Origin of the sequence: Bifidobacterium saimiriisciurei, from assembly GCF_010667655.1 — a bacterium.
Classification (GTDB): domain Bacteria; phylum Actinomycetota; class Actinomycetes; order Actinomycetales; family Bifidobacteriaceae; genus Galliscardovia; species Galliscardovia saimiriisciurei.
In genome coordinates, this window is the sequence record NZ_WHZU01000001.1 from 104,423 (window position 1) to 128,334 (window position 23,912).

General features: G+C 63.9%; 16 protein-coding genes. 13 read left to right on the forward strand and 3 right to left on the reverse strand.

Features of this window, described 5'->3' with window-relative positions; all coding sequences use genetic code 11:
• Positions 1-630: 630 nt before the first annotated feature.
• The gene (locus GFD18_RS00400) at positions 631-2,001 is read right to left on the reverse strand and encodes an MFS transporter (protein WP_318644302.1); all 1,371 of its coding nucleotides are present in this window, start codon (positions 1,999-2,001) and stop codon (positions 631-633) included.
• Positions 2,002-2,392: 391 nt separating this feature from the next.
• Positions 2,393-5,455: an InlB B-repeat-containing protein gene (locus GFD18_RS00405; protein WP_163200086.1), complete on the reverse strand. Its 3,063-nt coding sequence runs from the start codon at positions 5,453-5,455 to the stop codon at positions 2,393-2,395.
• 272 nt (positions 5,456-5,727) lie between these two features.
• Between GFD18_RS00405 and GFD18_RS00410 the strand changes: the two genes are divergently transcribed.
• The 5 genes from GFD18_RS00410 (at position 5,728) to GFD18_RS00430 (ending at position 11,235) form a co-directional block, all read left to right on the forward strand.
• Complete coding sequence (locus tag GFD18_RS00410) at positions 5,728-7,047, forward strand: ABC transporter substrate-binding protein (RefSeq protein WP_163200085.1); 1,320 nt, start codon at positions 5,728-5,730, stop codon at positions 7,045-7,047.
• 187 nt (positions 7,048-7,234) lie between these two features.
• Entirely contained in the window at positions 7,235-8,200 is a 966-nt protein-coding gene (locus GFD18_RS11310; RefSeq protein WP_204313998.1) for a carbohydrate ABC transporter permease, read from the forward strand.
• 6 nt (positions 8,201-8,206) lie between these two features.
• The gene (locus tag GFD18_RS00420) at positions 8,207-9,100 is read left to right on the forward strand and encodes a carbohydrate ABC transporter permease (RefSeq protein WP_163200083.1); all 894 of its coding nucleotides are present in this window, start codon (positions 8,207-8,209) and stop codon (positions 9,098-9,100) included.
• 8 nt (positions 9,101-9,108) lie between these two features.
• Entirely contained in the window at positions 9,109-9,930 is an 822-nt protein-coding gene (locus tag GFD18_RS00425) for an alpha/beta fold hydrolase (protein ID WP_163200082.1), read from the forward strand.
• Between the two features lie 219 nt (positions 9,931-10,149).
• Positions 10,150-11,235: a LacI family DNA-binding transcriptional regulator gene (locus GFD18_RS00430; protein ID WP_163200081.1), complete on the forward strand. Its 1,086-nt coding sequence runs from the start codon at positions 10,150-10,152 to the stop codon at positions 11,233-11,235.
• 3 nt (positions 11,236-11,238) lie between these two features.
• Here GFD18_RS00430 and GFD18_RS00435 read toward each other — a convergent pair whose 3' ends face one another.
• Positions 11,239-11,523 carry a hypothetical protein gene (locus GFD18_RS00435; protein ID WP_163200080.1) on the reverse strand — a complete coding sequence of 95 codons (285 nt, stop codon included), beginning with the start codon at positions 11,521-11,523 and terminating at the stop codon, positions 11,239-11,241.
• Between the two features lie 189 nt (positions 11,524-11,712).
• On the opposite strand from GFD18_RS00435, the gene GFD18_RS00440 reads away from it, so the two are divergent.
• The 8 genes from GFD18_RS00440 to GFD18_RS00475 all read left to right on the forward strand — a co-directional run bounded on the left by GFD18_RS00440 (position 11,713) and on the right by GFD18_RS00475 (position 23,687).
• Entirely contained in the window at positions 11,713-12,798 is a 1,086-nt protein-coding gene (locus GFD18_RS00440; protein WP_225432822.1) for a LacI family DNA-binding transcriptional regulator, read from the forward strand.
• A gap of 227 nt (positions 12,799-13,025) precedes the next feature.
• Positions 13,026-16,412, forward strand: coding sequence for an alginate lyase family protein (locus GFD18_RS00445; protein ID WP_163200079.1), 3,387 nt, complete (start codon positions 13,026-13,028; stop codon positions 16,410-16,412).
• Between the two features lie 84 nt (positions 16,413-16,496).
• Positions 16,497-18,083, forward strand: coding sequence for a glycosyl hydrolase family 28 protein (locus GFD18_RS00450; RefSeq protein WP_163200078.1), 1,587 nt, complete (start codon positions 16,497-16,499; stop codon positions 18,081-18,083).
• Positions 18,084-18,337: 254 nt separating this feature from the next.
• Positions 18,338-19,354, forward strand: a complete 1,017-nt coding sequence (locus tag GFD18_RS00455; RefSeq protein WP_163200077.1) for a hydroxyacid dehydrogenase — start codon at positions 18,338-18,340, stop codon at positions 19,352-19,354.
• A 21-nt stretch (positions 19,355-19,375) separates the two neighbouring features.
• Positions 19,376-20,620: an AGE family epimerase/isomerase gene (locus GFD18_RS00460; RefSeq protein WP_163200076.1), complete on the forward strand. Its 1,245-nt coding sequence runs from the start codon at positions 19,376-19,378 to the stop codon at positions 20,618-20,620.
• Between the two features lie 159 nt (positions 20,621-20,779).
• Positions 20,780-21,802, forward strand: a complete 1,023-nt coding sequence (locus tag GFD18_RS00465) for a LacI family DNA-binding transcriptional regulator (RefSeq protein WP_163200075.1) — start codon at positions 20,780-20,782, stop codon at positions 21,800-21,802.
• Positions 21,803-21,860: 58 nt separating this feature from the next.
• Complete coding sequence (locus GFD18_RS00470; RefSeq protein WP_163200074.1) at positions 21,861-22,373, forward strand: nitroreductase family protein; 513 nt, start codon at positions 21,861-21,863, stop codon at positions 22,371-22,373.
• Positions 22,374-22,796: 423 nt separating this feature from the next.
• On the forward strand, positions 22,797-23,687 hold the full coding sequence (locus tag GFD18_RS00475; RefSeq protein WP_163200073.1) for a sugar phosphate isomerase/epimerase family protein: 891 nt from the start codon (positions 22,797-22,799) through the stop codon (positions 23,685-23,687).
• The last annotated feature ends 225 nt before the right edge of the window (positions 23,688-23,912 follow it).

Consider the following 23,912-nt stretch of genomic DNA (forward strand, 5'->3'; position numbering starts at 1 on the left):
TTCATTGTTGTTTCTCCTTGATCGAAAGTCTTTGTTGGTTATCTATCGCTTGCTGCTGCCGGTTCAGCGGTCCATGTCGACGTGGAAGGCCGCGATCTCCTTGACGGAGTGCGGGGCGACGACCATGTTGTCGGCGGCGTAGGAAGCGAGGTTGCGAAGGGCCTTGGTGAAGTCCATTGTGTTCTCCTTGATTGAAAAGTCTGTATTGGTTATTCGGTTATGAAAGTCTGTGGGTGAGCTCAGCGCTCGTCGCGCGCGATGTCGAGGATGGTCTCGTTGAGCTTCGTGGTGGAGATGCCGGCCATGGTGGAAGCGCCGTACAGCGCCAGACCGCGCATCATGGAATGCTTCATGTTCATGTTGTCTCCTTCATGTTTTTCGTCCGCCCTGTTTGGCTGACATGAATAACGATAGACCACCTGCGCAATTTGCGCAAGCGCTGGCGCAAATGTACCTACCGATTGGTTGGTATTGCGCCGTTTCGTCGGCGTGTCGGATTCTGTGCGATATAGCGGTCAGGTGGTATGGAATGTGGGTTTTTCGTACATGTGAGCGCTATACAAACACAATAAAAAGGCCGGGGCGTCGATGAATGACGCCCCGGCCTGGCCGATGTCCCGATGAAGTGGTCTATATCGCTTCGTCGTCCATGGTTGCCATGGGGTTGTGCGCAAGCGCAGTCACCTTGGCCGCAGCCTCGATTGAGATGTCGCCGTCCTTGGCGTCCGCCGTCCGGACGACTGCGGCCGGCTTCTTCGCCAGGCCGGGCTGCTTCGGCCGCAACGTATAGGTGAGCGCCGCTCCGGCCACATACAGCACCGCATACGTCCAGCAGATGCCGGCGATGCCGACCGTGGAAAGCAGCAGGGTGGCGATGCCAGGGCCGACGAACGTTGCTAGGCCGGCGGAGAGGTTGTACACCGAAAGCGCCGCGCCCCGCTTCTCGGGCACAAGGCTGTTCATGATGGCGGGGATCGATGCGAAGGCGCTGGTGCCGACGCCGATGAACACGGCGGCGAGCACCATCAGCGGCGCGTTCGCGCCGAACCGGCGCGGCGCGTAGTAGAACGAGAGCGCGCAGATGGCAAGCAGCGCGCAGCCGAACCAGCGCATGGGCCACACCCATCCGAAGCGGTCCATGAACCAGCCCCAGAACACGTTGAAGAACAGCATGACGATGAACACGCAGCCCCAGATGCGCATCCAGTCCTGCACGGGGAACCAGTTGTCGCCGCCGTACTGCCTGCCGCACAGATACAGCGGCATGATGACGGGGAATCCGTAGAGCAGCAGGCTGTTGATCATGCGGATGATGCCGCATACGGCGATGCCGGGGTTGTGGAACGCGATGGTCACGCCCTCGGCAAGCTCCTTGACGCGCTCCTCGTGGGTGAGCTTGGCGGCCTTGGAATCACGGGTCCTGGGCACCATGAGGAGGCACAGCAGCAGGCCGGCCACCGAGAAGGGGATGGCGAACCAGAACGTGCGGTATTCGCCCACGGCGGGGATGAGGAAGCTGGGGATGTAGGCGCCGAACACGCCGAGGCCCAGCGAGAAGCACGTCCAGAACAGTCCGGTGGCCGAGGCGAGGCGTTCGGGGCGCACCGTCTGCGCGAGCAGCACCATGAACGAGTAGATGAACAGCGGGTATCCGAATCCGCGCAGCGCATAGACGGCGAGTATGAACGGATAGACGCCGCTCGGCAGGGCGATGCCGAGGAAGACGAGATGCACGCCGATCCACCAGCAGGCGCCGATGAGCATGATGCGGCGGGCTCCGAACATCTCGGCGAGCACGCCGGCAGTCCATCCAGCGATCGCCGCGAACAGGCCGTAGACGGTGATGAGCAGCGATCCCTGCGCTGCGGAGAAGCCGTGGTCGACCATGTATTTCGTCAGAAACGTGAGTTCGAAGCCGTCGCCGGTCATGAACACGGCGACGGTGAGGAATCCCGCTATGAGTTTCTTCGGAATGCCGAACCGTTCGACGGCGGCAAGGATTTGGGTGAGCATCATTGTTCCTTCCGATGTATACCGGAGCGTCCATAGGTCTCGGGCGCGGCGTCTCAGGTGTCGTGGATCGGTGCGAAAGACGCGTGCGCTGATTCATGACTACCGTTACAGTAAGCGCTTTCCATAAGAAAAGCAAATTATTGCAACAAAAAGATTTTACTTATGGAAAATGCTTACCGATTTTCCGTGTATCAATTTTCCGTATGTGCCTGCCGCTGGTCGTCGGCGCCGTTCGGGGAAGGGGGCTTATGGATGCGGGGATATGACGCATGAGACGGCGAGAGGGCCCCGGCGTATCTGCCGGGGCCCTCTCGAGTCAGGGGAGATGATGGCGATGGTCCATCAACGATGGCCCGCCGTCATCATTGTTGGTGCCGGGTCATGCGCGGCGCCTGCGGATGACGAACGCGGTGCCCGCACCCGTCAGCAGCACCAGGGCCGTGACGAGGCCGGCGACCGCCGTGCCCGTATGGCCTAGGGCGCCGCCGTTGGTGCTGGTCTTTCCGCCGTTGTCGGCGTTGGCGTTGGAGGCGTTGGTGTTGGTCGGCTTCGGGGAGCTGCCGCCATCGGCCGCCTGCTGGCCGCTGTTTCCGGGCTTCTGCGAGCCGCCGGCATTGCCCTGCTGCTGCCCGTTGCCGGGCTTGACGGCAAGCGCCTTGTAGGCGGCGTCGAGCTCCTTGGAGGCCTGGTCCACCTGGGCCTGCGTGGTGGCGCCGTCAAGCGCCTTGCGGGCCTTGGCCAGCGCGTCCTGGAACTTCGTCCATGAGGCGTCGGTGTAGTCGCCCTGCTTCACGCCGGCGTACTTGTTGACCATCGCGATCAGGCCGGCCTTGTCCACGCCGGCGGCCTGCTTGGCCCAGCCCGCATGGAGGGTGGTGTCGCCGGTCGCCTTGGCGGTCTTGAAGTCCCATGCCTGGGTGAGCCCGGCGTCCGAGTACCAGCCGGTGAACGTGTAGCCGGCCCTGGTCGGTGCCTTGGGCTCGGAGACGGGGTCGTTCCACTGCACGGTCTGCGATGCCACCTCGGAGCCGCCGTTCGCGTCGAACTTCACGGTGATGTCGGAGGCCTGGCGCATCAGGCCGAACGAGCCCTTGACTCCGGCTGCGCCCAGCACCAGCTTCGGCGAGGTGCCGGCCGGGTCCTTGCTGCTCTTCGGGGTGATGGTCAGCTGGCGGTTGTCGTGCGAGGGGGAGCTGATGGTGGCGCCGGGGCCGCCGATGCCGGAGATCGCGAACTTCTCGTTGTCGCCGATCGTGCTGGCGGAGGCCTTGACGACCAGGTCGGCGCCGTCGGCCTCGTCGGTCACGGAGAGGTACTTGCCGTTCTGCGTGGCGAGCAGCGAGTATGTGCCGTCGGCGTTTTTGATGACCTCGAACAGCGGGGCCTTCTCCCACTTCGACGTGATGGCGAGCGTGCCGTCCTTGTTCACGGAGAAGAAGGAGTTCAGCGTCTGGTCCACGCCGCTGGGCAGCTCGTCGGAGCCGGGACGGTAGGCGTTGACCTCGTCCCACGTGTTCTGGTACCACGGCTTCTCCGAGGTGCGCAGCTGGATGAACGTGCGCGGCGTGGTGGCCTCGCCGTTGTAGTTGGTCAGCGTGGAGTAGTTGAGGAAGTCGAGCGTGCTGTAGCCTTCGGGGCGCATGGCGCGGGCGGCCTTCTCCATCCACGTGGTGTCGACGCCCTCGACGTTCCTGTAGTGGGCGTAGGCGGTCTCGAACGTCGGGGCGAGGAAGCCGCGGTAGCTCACGTTGATCCAGGTGTTGATCTTGTCCCAGTAGGCGAACGGTCCGCGCAGATGGTAGATGTTGTCGACGATGGAATAGGGCACGTCGTCATGGCCGAGGTTGTACTTGGCGTACCAGTTCATGGCCTTGGCCAGGCGGTTGTCGTACAGGCCCCACAGGCTGGCGTCTCCCTGCTTCTCGGCGGTCAGGCAGATCTGCGCCATCCAGGCGATGGGCAGCTGCGCGTGGTCCATGTCGCGGCCGGCCTCCTGGGTGACGCCCTCGTCGTTGATGTAGGCGGCGATGGAGCCGTTGACGTGGATGTCCTGATACATGGTGACGGCGCGGTTGTAGATGTGCGCGTTCTCGGTGTAGACGCCGATGGCCATCATCGTCATGATGGAGCTGTCGTCCCAGCTGCCGTTGGCGAGCATCGGGGCGCTGCCGTCGCGGATGACGGGATAGAACACGTCGAGCATCTCGTTCTTCAGGGCGGTCTGCGCGTCCTTGGTGAAGCCGGCGTAGCCGCCGTCGTAGTAGGTGACGATCTCGGCCGCGGCGAGCAGGCGGTAGGTGCCGATGCTGGCGCCGAGGATGCGGTCGCGTCCGTTGAACGCCTTGAGATGCGTCCAGTTGGTGATGGTCGCTGCGGCCTTGTCGCCGTACTTGGCCTCGCCGGTCACCGCCCAGGCGAGCGCGTTGTTGTATGCGGTCTGGGCGTCGTTGTCGAACTGGTCGCGGCGCGGGGCGTCCCAGGTGGTGTAGGAGCCGCGCCCGATCTCGGTGTAGTTCTGGCCCTTGGGGCCGTCGGTGGTGTGCGAGTCGGCCAGCAGCTTCTCGAAGTCGCCCTTCCATGGCTGTTCGCCCTTGGACACATGGGCCTTCATGGTGTCGAGGTCGGTGGCGGAAAGCGCGATGCCTGGGTGGGTGAAGTCACGCGTCTCGTTGTCGGCGACGATCTTGGACTGCGGGTCGGCCTTCTCGAATGTCACGCGATAGGGGGCCTTGTCGGGGGTGCTCGCCTCGGTGTTGAAGGTGACGAATCGGGTGCCGGAAAGCTTGGTCTGGTACTTGGCGAACGACTTGCCGTCGCTTTCGTCGCCGGGCTTGATGTCGCGCTCGGAGTTCATGTGCGTGGTGATGGCCCAGCTGCCGTCGGCGGTGTCCTGGTCCATGTAGAAGCGCTCGTTGTAGCCCACGTAGCCGGCGGTGGCGTAGATGTCGTAGACGGTCGAGCCCCAGGTGGGGTCGTCGTTGTAGTACTTGGCGGCCACCGTGTTCTTCTCACGGTAGTTCTGGATGGTCAGGTACTGGCCGGAGCGGGTGTCCTGGAAGGAGTACGTGGTGACCATGGAGCCGAAGGTCTCGGCGGGGATGGTGTCGGTTCCGGTCACGTAGTCCTGGTACTTGTACTTGTATTCGATGACGTTGAACACCGACGCCTCGGAGGCGTCCTTGGTGGAGTAGACGGCGCCGTCGTTCTGGCGAACGGCGAGGTAGCCGCCGTCGGAGCCCTTGATCCTGGCGGTCTGGATCACCGTGCCGTCGGGATCGGGCGTGACGGAGCTCGCCGTGGGCGCGCCGATGCGAGGCGTCACGGCCTCCGATGCGTTCGCCATGCTTCCGCCGGCCGCAAGCGCCGATATGGCCATGGCCGTGGAGATGGCGGCGGCGATGCCGGCCCGGCCGGCCCGTCGCCATAATGACAGCTGTGTCATTAGCATTCCCTTCCTCGGAAATAGTTGTTTTCGCCCGCGGGTCCGTTCACATGAGGCCGACGGATGACGTCGGCCGGATAGCTGCACAACAACGATGTTCATGTAAATAGTTACGAGCTTATCTGGCACTATAGCGGTCTCTATGAACATCTGCAAAAACCGCGAAACGCCGATGATTTCAACGAAATTGACAGATTGTCGAAATTTGCCCTATTCTGTAATTGTTTCGCGGTTGAAACTAGTTACATAACCCAAACCAAGGAGGGTTCGGTATGAACAAGCGTTGGATGAAGATCGCGGTGAGCGCCGTCGCCGCCGTCGGTCTGTTGGCTCCGCTCGCGGCATGCGGTGGCTCGAGCAGCGGCTCCTCGACCTCGAACGGCCCCGTGACCATCGAATGGTGGGGCTGGGACCAGGGCCAGAAGAAGCAGGCCGACGAGTTCAACAAGTCGCAGAGCAAGATCAAGGTCGTCTACAAGCAGCAGGCCTCGCAGGAGAAGGCCGAGCAGGCCCTCGTCAACGCGGTCAAGGCCGGCAACGCCCCTGACCTCACCGAGGTCAACATGGACTCCACGATCTCGCTGCTGGCCGACGGTACGCTGCAGAACGTCAAGCAGTACAACCCCGACCTGTCCAAGATCTCCAAGCAGGCCGTCGATTCCTTCACCGTCGGCGATCAGCTCGCGGTCATCCCCTACAAGGTCAGCCCGCAGTTCATGATCGTCAACCAGAAGACCCTCGACGCCGCCGGCGTCAAGGCCCCGACCACCTGGGACGAGATGATCGCCGCAGGCAAGGCCCTCAAGGCCAAGAACAAGGACATCAAGCTCATCAACCTGCCCGGTGAGGACCCGTCGCAGCTGGTGCTCATGGCCCAGCAGTTCGGCGCCAAGTGGTACTCCACCAAGGGCGACAAGTGGGTCGTCGACATCAACGGCCCGGAGACCAAGAAGGCCGCCGCCTACCTGCAGCAGATCGTCGACAACGACATGTTCTCCCAGAAGACCTACGTCGAATGGGACGCCCTGATGCAGTACTTCCAGTCCGGCAACCTCGCCACGGTCGGCACCTCCACCTGGCAGCTGTCCGCCTACCAGCAGAACTTCTCCAAGTCGCTCGGTGACTGGCACGCCGTCGCATGGCCGAAGGAATCCGCCGGCTCCGACGTCGTCACCCCGCTGAACGCGCAGGGCAACGGCGTGCCGAAGGGCGCGAAGAACCCGCAGGCCGCCGTCGAGTTCGCCACCTGGCTGGCCACCAACGACACCGCCATCAAGACCGCTGCCAACGCCCAGACCGGCTCCGGCGCCTTCCCGGCCGTCACCGACGCCAGCAAGTACGTCAAGGACTCCCTGCCCGACAAGCTGCTCGACGACAACGACGACGCCGCCAAGGTGGTCGAAGAGGCCGACAAGACCCTCGCCCCCTACACCACCGGCGTGAACTGGAGCTCCATGTTCAAGCAGCTGCAGGACCAGTGGGCGCAGTTCACCCAGAAGAAGATCACCGCCGACCAGATGCTCGACAACGTCCAGGCATGGACCGTCAAGGACCTCAAGGACAAGGGCATCAGCGTCGAATCCGCCAACTGATCCGAATCCGAGTCTGACTGAGACCTACCATCTCTCCTCCTCATAACGAATGCCGTCGGGTTTCTCCTTTCTTCCACTCGACGGCATTCCTTTTCCCGAAAACCATTCATCCCGTTCATTTCCATCGGTCATCGTCCGCTTGCCCCGACGATTCGCCGATGCACCATTCATCGTTAGGAGTTGGATTGTGAGTGCCGTAACATCTTCGGTCCACGTATCCACGGCGGCGAAGTCCTCGGCCCAGGCGCGAGAGAACAAGACGCCGTCATGGCAGAGGCGCCTCGGCTACAAGGGCGCGCTGTTCGGACTGCCGTTCTTCGTGGGCTTCCTCTTCGTCTTCATCATCCCCCTGTTCTACGCCATCTACGAAAGCCTCTTCAAGCGCCAGTCCAGCGGCCTCGGCATCGGCGAGCCCACCCTGCACTTCGCGGGCCTGAGCCAGTACGCACGGGTCATGCAGGACCACGACTTCTGGGTCGGCATGGGGCGCGTGGCCATCTACTCCGTCGTGGTCGTTCCCATCATCATGGGCTTCGCCCTGCTCGAGGCGCTGCTCATCGACACCGCCAAGGCCAAGGCCAAGAAGGCCTTCCGCTTCATCCTGCTCATCCCGTACATGGTGCCGACCATCGTCTCCACGCTGATGTGGGTGTACCTCTACTCTCCCGACATCGGCCCGCTGCGCAAGTTCTTCATGGTCTTCGGCCTCGACGTCAACTTCTTCAGCCCCGGCATGCTGTGGGTCTCCATGGCCAACCTGCTGCTGTGGACCCAGGTCGGCTTCAACATGCTGATCCTCTACGGCTCCCTCACCGCGCTCGACCCGGCTCTGCTCGAGGCCGCCCGCGTGGACGGCGCCAGCGAGCTGCGCATCGCCTGGTCCATCAAGATCCCGCAGATCAAGGGATCCCTCGTGCTCACCGGCCTGCTCTCCTTCATCGGCATGCTCCAGCTGTTCGACCAGCCGCTGCTGTTCCGCTCCGCATCGCCGCAGACCGTGACCGCCAACTTCACGCCGATCATGACCATCTACAACTACACGTTCACCGCAGGCGGCGACTACAACTACGCGGCCGCGCTCTCCGTGGTGCTCGCCATCGTCATCGGCATCCTCTCCGCACTCATCTACGGATTCTCGAACAGGAAGAAGTGATACGTTATGACATCCGCAACCGCCAATCACGCTCCCGGCAAGGGGATTAAGGGCATGGGCAACAAGCGCACCCGCCTCGGCGTGCTCATCGTGCTCATCGTCATGGCCTTCTACGCATGCGCCCCGCTGTGGTGGCTCGTCGTCTCCGTCACCAAGACCCGCGTCGACCTCTACAACACCAACGGCCTGTGGTTCGGCCACACGAACAACATCGTGCAGAACTTCCAGCAGCTGTTTACCTACGAGAACGGCCTGTTCTTCAAGTGGATGTGGAACTCCATCCTCTACGCGGGCCTCGGCTCCCTCATCTGCATGGTCATCTCGCTGGCCGCCGGCTACTCGCTGAGCAAGTTCAGGTACCCCGGCAGGGGAGTGGGCATGGGCCTCGTCATGTGCTCGTTCCTCATCCCGGCCGCACTGCTCACCATGCCGATGTACCTCATGTTCTCCGCCGTGCACATGACCGACACCATCTGGGCCGTGCTCGTGCCGTTCTTCATCAACGCGTTCGACGTCTACCTCGCCAAGGTGTACATCGACGGCTCCGTGCCCGACGAGCTGCTCGAGGCCGCCCGCGTGGACGGCGCCGGCGAGCTGTTCATCTTCGGCAAGATCGTGCTGCCGCTGCTCTCCACCCCGGCCGCCACCATCTTCATCCTCACCTTCGTGCTCAACTGGAACAACTTCTACCTGCCGATCGTGATGCTGCGCGGCTCCGACAAGTGGACGCTCTCCCTCGGCCTCTACAGCTTCATGCAGACCAAGCAGACCGCCCTGTTCGACCCGACGACCATCGCCCTCGCCGGCGCCGTGCTCTCCATCGTGCCGCTTGCCGTGGTGATGATCGCCATGCAGCGATACTGGAAGTCCGGCGTGGCGCTCGGCTCCGTCAAGGGGTGAGTGCTCCGATGTCTTCCTCCACCACATACGCTGTGCTCATCCACGGATGGGGCGGCTCCCCGAAGACCTGGGAGCCGGTGCAATGGCCCGAATCGTGGAAGGTGCTCGCCTACACGCTTCCCGGCCATGCCGAGCGTGCGCAGGAAGGGCCGTGGACCATCCCGTCCGCGGCCGAGGACCTGGCCGACTACATCCGCAGGCATGTTCCGGCCGGCGCCCGCACCCTGCTCATCGCCCACTCCATGGGAGGACAGCTGTCCATGCTGGTCAACGCCGACCACCCCGAACTCCTCGACGGGGAGGTCGTCATCGACCCCGCATACAACGGCGACGACTCGCCGGCCGACGTGGCCGGAATGCGGCGCACCCTCGACGCGTTCCGCACTGACCCGCACGGCGCCATGAACGAGTTCATCCAGGGCGCGTTCTCCAAGTACCTGCCGGCCGAAAGCCGCAGGGCCATCATGGATGACGCCGGCCGGACGAACGGCACGGCGCTCGCCGACTACTTCTCCTCCGAATACCTCGAGGACGGGTCGTTCGGCCTGCGCGGGCACACTCCGGAAGTGGCGAAGCGCCGCACGAGGCCCGTGCTCGGCTTCTACACCAGCCGGGCGCGCGGCGACTACGAGCGGGCCTGCGATCCGGACGGTCTTGACGTTGAGATCTCGCTGTGGGAATCCGATCACGGTCACTTCATGCACATGGAGGATCCGCGGCGGTTCGCCGACGAGACCGTGCGCTGGGCCGTGGAGCGCGGTCTGGCCGATGCCCCTGACGCCGATGACGCCGCCGCGCGGCGGTCGGAGTCGGCCGTGGCGGCCGTCTGACCGGAACGTCATCGAATCCGGGCAACGGAAATGTAACAAGTTTCAGTAACCATCACCTTGCTGAATGCGGCGGCGTCGACTCCTTGCGATGCCGCCGCTTTTTGTAAAGGAAATCAGTTACACTACAACATCGTTATATATACGTACGTGTGACGGTATGGTCACCACGGTGGTCGCCGTCGCATCAACGGTCATTGCAACGACGAACGGAGGGACGGTATGAGCCGCCAAGAGCAGTTTGAGGGCGACGAGTCCAGGCATCACGGTCCCGGTCCCGCCCGTACGGGCAACGTCAACATCAGGGACATCGCCGAAGCGGCCGGCGTCTCCACCGCCACCGTCTCGCGCGTGATGCGCGGAGGCGCCCGTGTCTCCGAAGCCACGCGCGCCAAGGTGCGGAAGGTCATCGAGGAACTCGGATACATCCCCAACGCGCATGCCCTGGCGCTCACCACGCCGCCCAACTCCGTCACCCTGGTCGTGGACCACATCTACGGCGGCACCTACGGCGAGATGACCGCCGGCGTGGAGCGCGAGACCGCCGACCGGAACATGACGTTCCGCCTGCAGTCCACCGGCGGCAACTGGGACGATCCCGAACCCATATTCGACAACCTGCTCTCCCAGCGGTCGCGGCTGGTCGTCCTGACCGCCAGCGACGTCATCGACGCGCCGGTCAACGGCATCCTCAACGACTACGTCGACAAGTTCGCTTCCGTCGGCACCGACGTGGTGGTGCTCGCCCGTCCCCGCATGGGCCTCGACCCGCGCATCGCCGTCGTCGACTACGCCAACGAAAGCGGCACCTACGAGATGACGAAATACATGATCTCGCTTGGCCACCGGTCGTTCATGTTCGTCGGCAGGAAGCCCGACTCCAGCGTGTTCACGGCGCGATACGAAGGCTTCCTGCGTGCATTGCACGAGGCCGGGCTCTCATACGACGACCGCATCGCCGTGCCCATCGACGACGACCGCGACAGCGTCATCGCCAACGTCATGGCCGCCTATCCCATGGTCCCCGACTGCACGGCCGTCGTGGCCGTCACCGATGCCATGGCGTTGTACACCATCGCGGCGCTGCACAAGCTCGGCAAAAGCGTGCCGGGGGACGTCTCCGTCGGCGGCTTCGACGACATGCCCTTCGCCGAGGATCTGGTCGTGCCGATGACCACCGTGCACGCCCCCTTCGCCAACATGGGACATATGGCCGTCAAACTCGGTCTCGACGGTCTCGGGCACGATGTGATCATGCCTACGCAGCTGAAAATCCGCGGTTCCGTGGGCATCGCGCCGACACGATGAGTCTCATCCGCGTCTGAGGGCCCGCGCCAGCATCATGCCGATGGCGGCGACCGCGATGGTCATGATGAGGTAGTCGATCCGCGCGCCGTCCTGCGTGGCGAGACGGTATCCCTGGGTGCCGACGGTGCCCGAACCGCTCTGGAACACGGAGATGACGGTGGCCGCCACGGTCGTGCCCACGGCCACGATGGACCCGATGGGTTTCGGAGACATGGCCTGTGTCGTCTGTATCGGTGTGCGGATTGCCGTGCGGGTCTTCGTTTCCGCCGGCGTCTGTGGCGTCCTCATGAGATACGCTCCTTTGATTTCCCCAGGAATCAATCACGAATCAGTACGGTAAGCGCTTTCCATAATAGTCGGGGCGTCGCTCGGATGATAGACTTCACCATTGGCGTGGCAATCGTTTTCCGCAGAGATGTGGCGATGTGCCGGGCGGGTATCAATCACATGTATCGATCACATGGAGGATGAACGGCGATGACGACGGATCATCAGGGCAAGGCGGCGACGCTCATGGATGTGGCCAGGGAGGCCGGCGTCTCCATCGCCACCGCGTCGCGTGCGCTCAACGGCGGCACGCGCAAGGTGCGCAAGGACTCCTACGCCAAGGTGGCGGAGGCCGCCCGGCGGCTCGACTACCGGCCCAACGCCTTCGCGCAGGCCGTGGCCAAGGGGACATCCTCGAATATCGCGCTGCTGGTCTCCGACATCTCCGACCCGTACTTCGCCGGCGTCTCGCAAGGTGTGGTCAAGGCGGCCTCCGAACGCGGCGTCGACGTTTCCATCGGCGTGGCGTCCGACGGCGCCGAGGAGCTCGAACGCATCCGCGGGTTCATCGCCTCCCGGCCGAGGGGCATCGTCATCTCGGAAAGCGAGAACGTCAACGACAACCTGCGTCAGGAGCTCGAACAGGAGCTGAAGCGCTATGCCGACGCCGGCGGGCGCGTCGTGTTCATCCTCGACCGTGACATGCCGTTCCCCGCCGTCGACGTGGGCAACGAAGAGGGCGGATACGCCATCGGGAGGCTGCTGGCGGATGCCGGATACCGTCGTCCCGTGATCCTCAAGGGCAACGACGGATACCGCTCGTCCGGACAGCGCTACAGGGGTGTGGTCAAGGCGCTTTCCGAGAGCGGGGTCGACATCGACCCCCGGGCCGTGGCCAACGGGGGATTCCGCCGTGAGACCGGTTTCGCGGTTGTGTCGCAGATGATTCGCGACCGTTTGCTGCTGCCGGGGGAGGGCGCGCTGTATGACGGCTCCGGCGCGGACTGCATCGTGGCGTTGAACGACGTGATGGCCATCGGGGCCATGACCGCGCTGCGCACCGCCGGCCTCGAACCCGGCCGGCAGATCGGCGTCACCGGATTCGGGGACATCCCCTACGCCGTGGACGTCTACCCGGCTCTGACCACCGTGCACCTGCCGTTGCAGGGCATGGGCGCCGCCGCTGTCGAGAACATTCTGCTCGGTGACGACGAATACCGGGGGCTGGGCCACCGCCTCATCTTCCTGCATGCCAAGCCCGACGTCATCCTGCGTGATTCGCTGCCTCGGCGCTAGCCGGTTTTCATCGTCCTCTTCCGGCAATCGACGCTTTTCCCGAGCTCGGTCGTCTTTTTGCAATCGTCCGAAGTCGTCGGCGCATTCGGCGGTGTATACTGGGATAGTCCGTTTTGAAACCGGTTACATAGATGTTCTCCGGTAGGGCGGAATGTGGTTCAACGAGAACGCACATCGAATCCGGCGGCGCAGCGGCCGTCGGGAGGAAGGGTACTGCATTGACGGTATTGAAGAAAGCAAGAACCATCTGCGGCGCGGCCATAGGCGTCGCGGTAAGCGGCGCGATGATGGCCGCCGTGGGACTGGCGGCCACCGGAACCGCCGCATACGCGGACACCGTGGACGACGTCATCAAGGACAACGCATGGGTCTGGGGATCCGACGCCGGCAACGCCCACGCCGACGGCGCCCTCATCGTCAAGAACGACATCGACTCCTACATGCGTCTCGATCTCTCCGGCATCAGGCCCGACGCCAAATCCGTCACACTGAACATGTCGAAGAAGAACGCCGCCAACACGCTCAAGGTGCAGCGCGCCAGCGAGAACCTGAGCAAGGACGGCGCCGACACCGACACCGCATGGAGCGAAAGCAACATCACCTGGTCCACGAAGCCGATCGCCGGCGACACCGACTCCGTGAGCGTCGACATGGCCGGCGGCAACGTCTCCTTCGGCATCGACATCACCAAGCTCGTCAACGACGCCAAGGCGGCCGGCGACAAGACCATGACCCTGCGCCTGTCCACCGAGGGCACCACCGGCTCCGACCTCTACTCCACCCGTGCCGACGACGGCAGCCTCCGGCCCTACGTGGACGCCTCCTACGCCGACGACGAAAAGCCCGTCGACCTCGCCGTGAAGACGCCGTTCTCCTCATACATCGCCAACGGCGAGACCGCACAGAAGATCGTGAACATCAGGACCGACGACGGCAAATACCTTGCGGTGAACAAGAGCACCGGCGCGGTCACCACCGTCGACTCCAAGGACAACGCCTCGCTGTTCGCCATCTACGGCTACGACTACACCGCATCCGAGTACGACGACAAGGGCGGCGCCCAGCAGACCACCTACGCCATCAAGTCGCTCGCCAACGGCAAGTACCTGACCATCCAGAACTACGGCACCGCAAAGAACCAGCCGTACTACAACATGTCCGGCAACGCCTACGAGGTCAAGGCCACCGCATCCTCCGTGCTGTGGAACGAACGCTTCTACCTGCATGAATACGCCAAGGCCGGCAAGATCGCCATCGCCACGCACCTCAACTCGCTGCGCGACGGGGCCGAAGGCGCGCAGTCCCCGGTGCAGGCCACCGACAACGGCATGACCGCCGTCGCCGGCGACCACCACGTGTACAAGTACACGTTCGAAGAGGCCCCGGCCGACCTGCTCGAAGCCCACGCCACCGTGAACGGCACCAGCGCCACCGTGCAATGGACGCCCGTCAACGGCGACGCCGACGCCGGCCACTACAGCGTGGAAGGCGCCACCGTGACCAGCGCCGACGGCGTGCTGTCCGCCACCGTCACCGGACTGAAGGCCGGCAGCCGAACCGTCACCGTCAACTACGCCGACGGCGCCGCCAAGGCCAGCGACGACGTGACCGTACGCGTGTTCAACCACCCCGGCGTCACGCTCAGCGAGCAGCAGCTCGACGCCATGAAGGAGCACGTGGCCAAGAAGGAGGACCCCTGGTACTCCGACTACCTGCGTCTGAAGAACACCGCGCCCGACAACACCGCATCCGCCGACTTCGTCGACACCCCGCAGGAGGGCGTCGGCCGCGGCGACCAGCCCGGCCACGGCAACATCGCCTACTACGAGAAGGCCAGTGCCGCAGCCTACTTCAACGCCCTGGAATGGGTCGTCACCGGTGAAAGCAAGTACGCCGACAAGACCGTCGAGATCCTCAACGGCTGGTCCGACAAGCTCGACATCCTCGACGGCCGCGACCAGATCCTCGGCGCATCCCTCTCCACCGACAAGCTCATCAACGCGGCCGAGATCGTGCGCTACTACGACGGCGGATACAGCGTCTACAAGGCCGCCGACTTCGCCAGGTTCCAGAACCTGCTGCTCAACGTCGTCTACCCGGTGATCCAGGACGGCGGCGCCCCCATGAACGCCAACGGCAACTGGGACGTGATCCCCATCAACACCATGATCGCCATCGGCGTGGCCACCGACAACGCCGAGATCTACGACAACGCCGTGAACATGTACAAGAGCCCGTACATCAACGGATCGATCGTCAACTACGTGAGCGACTGGGGCCAGACCGCCGAATCCGCACGCGACCAGGCGCACGGCCAGCTCGGCGTCGGCGCCATGGGCGACATCTGCGCCATCGCCGAACAGCAGGGCGACGACCTGTGGGGCCTGGAGAACAACAAGCTCGCCAAGGCCTACAACTGGGCCGCCCAGTACAACATGTTCAGCGGCGAAGGCGAACTCAAGGCGCAGCCGATCGACAACATCTTCGGCCGCACCGACAACTGGGCCAAGTGGAGCACGATGGAGGAGCAGGGCGTGTACCGCGGCCAGCTCCGCCCGATCTACGAGACCGCGCTTGCGCACTACTCCAAGGTGCCCGGCGTCGACACCACGTGGATGGCCAAGGCCGCCGCGGCGAGCCGTCCCGAGGGCTTCGTGCACTACGACAACCTCAACTTCGACACGCTCACCTCGTACAACGGCAAGGCGGAGAAGGCCGGCACGACCAAGCCGTACTTCCAGATCCGCACGCGCATCGCGCCGTGGTACCAGACCGCATGGAACGCCATCGCCCAGTACGGTGAGGTCCCCGAGGGCTCCAACTCCATCACCGGAGGCGTGCTGCCGAAGAACTACACCACCGAGACCACGAACTCCTACTTCACCACCCAGGCCGACGGCTCGGTGAAGGTCGCCGCCAGGCAGAAGGACGCCGACGTGTATCGTCTGGTGACCAACGCCGACGAGACCTACTCCGTGCAGGACGCGAAGACCGGCAAGTACCTGAGCGTGGGCGAGCAGGCCGCCGACGGCACCAACCCAATCACCGCCACCGCCGACAAGGTGGGCGCGAACGAGAAGTTCACCATGACCAGCTGGATCGGCATCAGCTACCTGAGCCATGACGGACGCATGGTGGAGCAGACGGTCGTCGGATCCGACGCCTCGTGCGCAACCGACAAGCCCGACGTGACCAAGTGCGCGCCGGCGCTGCGACTCGGCACCGCCGCGACCCCGGCCGCCGCAGCCGACACCAAGACCACCAACTGGCTGCAGTTCACCTACCATGATGCCGTCAAGGTGCCGGGCGACGACGAGAACACCGACAACAACAGTGGTTCGGGCTCGAACAACAGCGGCAACAACGGTTCGAGCAACAACGGTTCGACCGGCGCCAACGGCTCCAATGGCCAGAACGGCACCAAGCCCAACGGCGGCAACACCTCCGGCAACGGTTCCAACGCCGCGAACGGCAAGACCGATGCCCAGGGCAACGCCTCCGGCAACAGTGCCCGCCTCTCCCGCACCGGTGCATCCGTCATCGGCGTGACGGCGCTCGCCGTCATCGCGTTGACCGCCGGCATCGCACTGTCCCTGCGTCGTAAGGCCCAGTGATTCCCGGTGATTCCCCTGATGGACGGCTCCCGAACGGGGCCGTCCATCATTTTTCCGATTGATTATTGACAGGAGCAGGCCGTCATGATTCCGTCTTCCGATGATTCCACGATTCGTATGTATCCGGTGCCCGCAGGCGCCGTATTGCAGCACGATCTGATCGTGCGCGTGCGAACCGTCGGCGACGATGCATGGCATGAGGTGCCCACATACCGCGTGAAGGTCGATATGCACGACGTCTCCGAGGCGTCGATGGCGTACTTCGACTTCGAAGGCGTCGTGGAGGTCGAGGTCACACGTCCCGGCTGGTGGTACTGCTATACGGCGGACATCCGACCGCTTGTCTTGGGCATTGCCCCGCAAGTGGAGCCGCGGAGGGTGGCGTTCCGGCTCGACCGGCCGGCGAACCTGTCGGTGGAGCTCAACTGCGACCGTCGTCATAATCTTCATCTCTTCGCCGGCTCCATCGCGGACGTCGACGCGCTGGAACGTCCCGGCGACAAGGCCGACGTCGTCGTGGAGGGGCGCATGGACGGGCCGAATACATTGGGGCGGGATGTGCTGCTGCAACTGGAGAACATCCGCCGGGGCCGTCCTCTCGACGCCGGCTATCTCGACGGCACGCGGTTCTGCGGCGACGATGCCGACGATGTAACTGCCGATGATACGGGCGACTTCAATGAAGCCCCGTCATCCATCGAGCCCGACCGCAGACTCGTCATCCGAGTGAAGCCGGGGCATTACCTCATCGAGGACGGCGTGATGAACCTGCCGTCGCACACCACGCTGATTCTGGAAGGCGGGGCCGTGGTCGAGGGCGCGCTGCGCGTCGACTGTGCCGAGGACGTGCGCGTCATGGGCCGCGGCATCCTCCATCTCGCCGACTTCAAGCGCTTCGCCGGCACCTGCGCCATCGCCGTCGCGAATTCGCGAAACGTGGAGATCGCCGGCATCTGCTGCATCAACCCGCCGCACTACACGGTGATGCTCGGCTCGTCCCGCGACGTTGTCATCCGCGACCTCAAATCGTTCAGCTGCGAAGGATGGAGCGACGGCATCGACATGATGTCGTGCTCCGACGTGACCATCGAACGGTGCTTCCTTCGTACCTCCGACGACTGCATCGCCATCTACGGCAGCCGTTGGGAATATCGGGGCGACACCCGAAACGTCGCCGTGCGCGACTGCGTGCTGTGGTCCGACGTGGCGCATCCGACGATGATCGGCACCCACGGCGACTACCTGCATGGGGGCGACATCATCGAGAACGTGGCGTTCGAGAACATCGACGTGCTCGAACACAACGAATACCAGCCCGGATACCTCGGAGTCATGGCCATCAACGTGGGCGACGGCAACCTTGCGAGAGACATCGCCTACCGCGGCGTCCGCGTCGAATCGTTCCGCCATGGCCGCGTGTTCGACTTCCGCGTGAGGCAAAACCCCGACTACAATCCCATCCCCGGCCGCGGCGTCGAGCATGTGACGGTGGAAAACGTGGAGATCGCCGATGGTTCGGGGGAGGAGCCGTCGCTTATCGCGGGCTTCGACGGGGCGCGCATGGTGAGGAATGTGCGGTTCGTCGATGTGACGCGTGGCGGGCGCCCATGCCGCACGTTGGGCGAACTGAACGTGCATGTCGGCGAATACGCGGCCGACGTGCACGTCTGAAACGGGCGCCGCCGGCATTTCCGCATGCTTTCCCGCGTTCTGGGGGGCTTCCCTGCGCAAACCGTCGGAATGGAGACTGGTCCTCGATGATTCGACGACGGCGACGTGTCGCGTTTGCAATTCTGAAATCGGTTTCATATAATAATTCATGAAAATCGCAGAACACAGTGTTTTCAAGGCGGAAAGAGAATTGATTGTAAGAAATCAATTTCAAAAAATGACCGTCCGGTGAAACGACATTGCAAAGGAGCGTCATGTCCGAGAAATTCAACGTCGTCATGTCCATCAAGCCCGGCCTGCCCGAGAAGCTGCTGACGGAGCCCATGTGGAAGCGTCTGCACGAGATCGCCAACATCGAGCAGCACACCGAGATCACCGACTTCTCCGACCCCGCCGCGCTCGAGCGCATGAAGGACGCCGACTACCTGTGGTACGGCTGGGAGGCCCCGCAGGTCACCGCCGAGGCGCTGAACAACATGCCGAAGCTCAAGGGCATCATCGCCGCCCAGGGCGTCGCCTACAAGGGCCTGACCGACGAGGCCCGCAAGATCGCCAAGGAACGCGGCATCTTCGCCACCAACGTGCAGGCCGCCAACTCCATCCCCGTGGCCGAATACTGCCTCGGCGTGGCCCTGCTCGAAAGCAAGGACTACACGCTCTCCCAGCACCAGTACGGCGAATCCCGCGCCTACATCAACCGTGAGGTCAACTACGCCGACGCCGGCACCTACGGCAAGACCATCGGCATCGTGACCGCCACCGCGCAGATCGCCCGCGACTTCATGGAGATGCTCAAGCCGTTCGACTTCAACGTCATCGCCTGGAGCCGCCACCTCACCGACGAGGAGGCCGCCGAGTACGGCGCCAAGAAGGTCGACCTCGACACGGTGTTCCGCGAGTCCGACATCGTCTCCATCCACACGCCCGGCATCCCTCAGACCGCCGGCATGATCGGCGAGCACGAGCTCGGCCTCATGAAGGACGGCGCCCTGCTGCTCAACTCCGCCCGCGGCATCGTCATCGACCACAAGGCGCTCGAGAAGGAGCTCGTTTCCGGCCGCATCCGCGCCGTGCTCGACGTGACCGACCCGGAGGAGCCGCTGCCCGCCGACAGCCCGCTGTGGGACCTGCCGAACGTGGTGCTCACCCCGCACATCGCCGGCTCCATGGGCTGCGACCTCAACCGCATGGGCGCCTCCGTGCTCGCCGAGTTCGAGCACATCGCCGCCGGCGAGCCGCCGATCCACTTCGAAGCCAACCCGCTGGCCTGACCGGACAGGAGCGTTTCCGTCATGGATAAGAAATACGAATACGGCACCGACGAGAACCGCGCGCTGCTCAAGCGCGAGACCGAGAACCTGCTCGGCTTCGGCCACAGGTTCCCCGCGCCCGGCGGCGGCTCCGCCTGGCTCGACAACGAAGGCAACCCCGACCCCTCGCACGGCATCCAGACGTGGATCACCTGCCGTATGGCGCACGTGTACTCGCTGGGCACCCTGCTCGGCCACCCCGGTTCCGAGGAACTGGTCGACGCCGCTGTGGAAGGCCTGCTCGGCCATCTGCACGACGACGCCAACGGCGGCTGGTACCCCGAGATCACGTGGGACGGCAAGCCCGCGCCCGACAAGATCTGCTACGCCCACGCCTTCGTGATCCTCGCAGGCACGTCCGCCACGCTGATCGGCCGTCCGAAGGGCCCCGAACTGCTGGAGAAGGCGCTGGATGCCTACAACAAGCACTTCTGGGACGACGAGATCGGCCTGGCCGTGGACACGTGGAACACCGAGTTCACCAAGCTCGACCCGTACCGTGGCCTCAACGCCAACATGCACACCACCGAGGCTTTCCTCGCCGTGGCCGACGTGACCGGCGACGAGGAGTACCGCCGTCGCGCGGGACGCATCATCGACCATGTGGTGGACTGGGCCGCCAACAACGAGTGGCGCATCCCCGAGCACTTCAACGAGGACTGGCAGCCCGACCTCGACTGCAACCGCGACAAGCCCGACGACCAGTTCAAGCCGTTCGGCGCCACCCCCGGCCACGGCATCGAATGGTCGCGACTCATCACCCAGTACGCGCTGAGCTCCGACCGTGACGACGCCGGCAGGAAGGCGCTCGTCGACGCCGCCGAGCATCTGTTCAACCGCGCGCTCGAAGACGCATGGAACCGCGACGGCACCATCGGACTGGCCTACACCACCGACTGGGACGGCAACCCCGTGGTCACCGACCGCATGCACTGGACGCTCGCCGAGGCCGTCAACGCCTCCGCCACGCTCGCCAAGGTCACCGGCAAGCAGGAGTACAAGGACTGGTACGCGAGGTTCTGGCAGTACATCGACGAATACCTCGTCGACCACGAGAAGGGTTCGTGGTTCCACCAGCTCGACAAGGACAACCACGTGCTCACCACCGTGTGGCCCGGCAAGTCCGACCTGTACCACGCCACGCAGGCCACGCTCATCCCGCTGCTCGACCCGGCCGTCTCCGTCGCCCCGGCGCTGAAGGCATCGCTCGCCGCCAAGGAAGCGTGAGGCAATCGCTTACATGACTGTCGGTCATGTCAGCATGGCTTGAAATAATAAGCCACATTCCAATCGTCGGCATGGAATCTGAAATGATTTCATGCCGACGGTCATGAATGCAGTACCGCCGCCGTATGACGGCATATATCATCCAAGGAGTCCACAACCATGGCCAGGAACGCGCAACGCAGCACGCCGGTGATCAAGGACGTCGCCAAACTCGCCGGAGTCTCGGCGCCCACCGTCTCCCGATACCTCAACGGCACCGCCAACGTGAACGAGGAGAAGCGCAAGCGCATCGCGCAGGCCATCAAACTGCTCGGATACAAGCCGAGCATCGTCGCCCGCGCACTGGCGAACAAGGAGATGGACTCCGTCATGGTGTTCGCCACGAACTCCGGCACGTTCTCCACCAACATGACGAATATCGGTGTGGAACGCGGTGCGCAGTCGAAGAACTACCTGTTCGGCGTCACCACGCTGAGCGAACACCACATCGACGACGTGCAGCAGATGGTGCAGATGGCGCTCGGCTCCAACCCCGCCGGCGTCATCGTCTACGAATACGACCATGCCGGCGCCGAGGCGCTGCGCTACATCCCCGACGGCATGCCGCTGGTCATCGTCGGCGGCAACGCGGGGGAGGGCCCGTATCAGGTCATCAACTCCGAACGCGAGGGCGGCAGGGAGATGACGAAATACCTGCTCGGCCATGGCCACAAGACCGTCTATCACGTGGCGCGCGCCGAAGGCCCGAGCAGCAACACCCGCACCAACGGCTGGCGTGACGCCCTCACCGAGGCCGGCGCGCCCATTCCCGAGATTCTGCGGGTTTCGGCCGCCGATCTGCAGGAGGCCGTCGAGGCCGGTCGCGCGCTCGGCCGCCGCGACGACGTGACCGCCGTGTTCGCCGGCAACGACGAGACCGCCATCGCCGTCATCAACGGCCTGCGCGAGGAGGGGCGCAGCGTGCCCGAGGACGTGAGCGTCGTCGGATTCGACGACCGCCAGTTCGCGCCCCTGTGGAAGCCGGCGCTCACCAGCTATCGGCAGAACTTCAACGAGATGGGCGAACGCGCCTTCGCCATGCTCTACGAGCAGATCCAGGCCAAGCGCGCCGGCGAGGAGCCGCCGCAGTCGCGACTCGAGACCGTGCAGGGCCGTATGATCGTGCGCGATTCCGCGCAGTAATCCGCGCCTATAGTGGGTCCCGGAATCGTCGGAATGGCGATGGAAGGGGATATGCACGATGGAATTCAACGATGTGATTGCGCGGCGGTATGCATGCCGGAAGTATGATGCGCGGCAGGTCGCGCAATCCGATTTGGATGCGATTCTCGAGGCCGGTCGTCTGGCGCCGACGTCGGTCGACCAGCAGGAGCAGCATGTGTACGTCATCCGTTCGGCGGAGGGACTCGCCAAGGTCGACGAACTGTCGGAATGCCGGTATGGCGCGCCGACCGTGCTGATGGTCACGTACGACATGACCGACGTGTTCGAATATCCGGGCGGCAGATACGATTCCGGCGTGGAGGACGCGTCCATCGCCACCACGCAGATGATGCTCGCCGCCACGGACTGCGGCGTCGGAAGCTGCTGGGTCAACGTGTTCGACCCCGACAAGGTGCGTGAAGCGTTCGGACTGGCCGACAAGGAGCGGGTCGTTGCCATGCTCGACCTCGGCTATCCGGCCGTCGACGCCGAGCCGTCGGCGAAACACGCGCGTCGCAAGCCGATCGACAAGCTTGTCACGTACCTGTGACACGGGAGTCGTTTTCATTGTTGTTTTTCTGTTCCGTGCCAGGAAATTCTGGCACGGAACGACATTTCGTTGTGATTATTCGTTCCGTGCCATGCGTCGACGCCGGGCGTCGTGGTTTTGTATCGTGTGTGTGCACCGGTCGCTGTTTGTGCACCGGTCGCTCGACGCTATGCGTTTGTGCGTGTCATGCGCGGGATTCGCGTTGGCGTCGTACGACGGCGATTTTCGCAAAACCCGCTGTTTCGGGGCGTGGATTGGTGTACACTGAAACTGTTTTTGAAATCGGTTTCAGAAACGGCGGGGAGTCAGAAACGACGACGAGCCGCGATGGGCCGATATGGATGATATAGGGGCCGACGGAACCATATGTTTCCCAAAGCCCTGCGATACCTCAGCAACGAGGCTTAGGAAAGGAAAGCGACAATGGCTTGGGAACTGGCTGCAAGCACGCTCGGCGCGCCGTACGACACCATGGATGAACTGGCGAAGACCTTCACTGAAACCGGTGTTACGAAGATCGAGGTCGCGGTCGGCGATGAAATGAAATTCACCATGACCTCCACCGATGACGAGCTCAAGGCCATGCGCGACGAGCTCGCCGAAAAGGCCAACGTCTCCATCTTCTCCGTCGACTCCCGCGTGCAGGTGTGCAACCCCGACCGCACCGAGGACGAACTGCTCGAAAGCCTCGAACACTGCCTGCACATGGCCGACGTGCTCGGCGCCCAGTACGTGCGCGTGTTCCCGACCGCCCCGCTCGACCCGTGCTGGACCCCCGACCGCCTGCCCGGTCTCGCCCTGCCCGACGGCCAGAATCTCGCCGGCATCTCCAAGCGCGGCGCCGCCATCATCGTCAAGGCCCTGCCGCTGGCCGACAAGCTCGGCGTGCAGCCGCTGCTCGAAACCCACGACTCGCACACCAATGGCGAGCGCAACGCCATGATCCACGCCGAAATCGACCGTCTGGCCCCCGGCAACCGCGTCGGCTCCATCTGGGATCTCGCCCACCCGTGGCGCGTCGGCGAAGACCCGGTGACCACGTTCGAATACATCGGCCAGTACATCGCGAACGGCCGCGGCCTCGTGCAGATCAAGGACTGCGCGTTCCCCGGCGACCAGACCCCGGTCCTGCAGGGCACCGGCCGCGTGCCGCTGGCCAAGTGCTGCCGTCTGCTGAAGAACGGCGGCTACACCGGCCCGCTGTCGCTCGAATGGGAGCGCCGCTGGTACCCCGAGGTCGCGCCGCTCAAGGACGCGCTCGTGGCCGCGCGGAACGCCATCGACAACCTGCCGCTCGACGCCCAGCTGGCGTGAGCGTTCGCAGGGTGACGGTCGAGTAGGTGTCGTCGACTCCCCTCAGTCGGCTGCGCCGACAGCTCTCCTCAATCATGAGGGGAGCCAATAAGAGAGGCTGTCCGGCTTCCATCGGCTCCCCTCAATCATGAGGTAGCCAGAGCATGACCGGCTTCCACTGGCTCCCCTCGTCGAGGGGAGCTGTCAGTCGCAGGCTGACTGAGGGGAGGCGATTCCATAAAGGTG

Coding starts and splice junctions, on each gene's coding strand:
- GFD18_RS00410 (WP_163200085.1), top strand. CDS start 5,728: ATGAACAAGCGTTGGATGAAGATCGCGGTGAGCGCCGTCGCCGCCGTC.
- GFD18_RS00420 (WP_163200083.1), top strand. CDS start 8,207: ATGACATCCGCAACCGCCAATCACGCTCCCGGCAAGGGGATTAAGGGC.
- GFD18_RS00465 (WP_163200075.1), top strand. CDS start 20,780: ATGGCCAGGAACGCGCAACGCAGCACGCCGGTGATCAAGGACGTCGCC.
- GFD18_RS00440 (WP_225432822.1), top strand. CDS start 11,713: ATGACGACGGATCATCAGGGCAAGGCGGCGACGCTCATGGATGTGGCC.
- GFD18_RS00425 (WP_163200082.1), top strand. CDS start 9,109: ATGTCTTCCTCCACCACATACGCTGTGCTCATCCACGGATGGGGCGGC.
- GFD18_RS00470 (WP_163200074.1), top strand. CDS start 21,861: ATGGAATTCAACGATGTGATTGCGCGGCGGTATGCATGCCGGAAGTAT.
- GFD18_RS00455 (WP_163200077.1), top strand. CDS start 18,338: ATGTCCGAGAAATTCAACGTCGTCATGTCCATCAAGCCCGGCCTGCCC.
- GFD18_RS00475 (WP_163200073.1), top strand. CDS start 22,797: ATGGCTTGGGAACTGGCTGCAAGCACGCTCGGCGCGCCGTACGACACC.
- GFD18_RS00460 (WP_163200076.1), top strand. CDS start 19,376: ATGGATAAGAAATACGAATACGGCACCGACGAGAACCGCGCGCTGCTC.
- GFD18_RS00435 (WP_163200080.1), bottom strand. CDS start 11,523: ATGAGGACGCCACAGACGCCGGCGGAAACGAAGACCCGCACGGCAATC.
- GFD18_RS00450 (WP_163200078.1), top strand. CDS start 16,497: ATGATTCCGTCTTCCGATGATTCCACGATTCGTATGTATCCGGTGCCC.
- GFD18_RS00430 (WP_163200081.1), top strand. CDS start 10,150: ATGAGCCGCCAAGAGCAGTTTGAGGGCGACGAGTCCAGGCATCACGGT.
- GFD18_RS00405 (WP_163200086.1), bottom strand. CDS start 5,455: ATGACACAGCTGTCATTATGGCGACGGGCCGGCCGGGCCGGCATCGCC.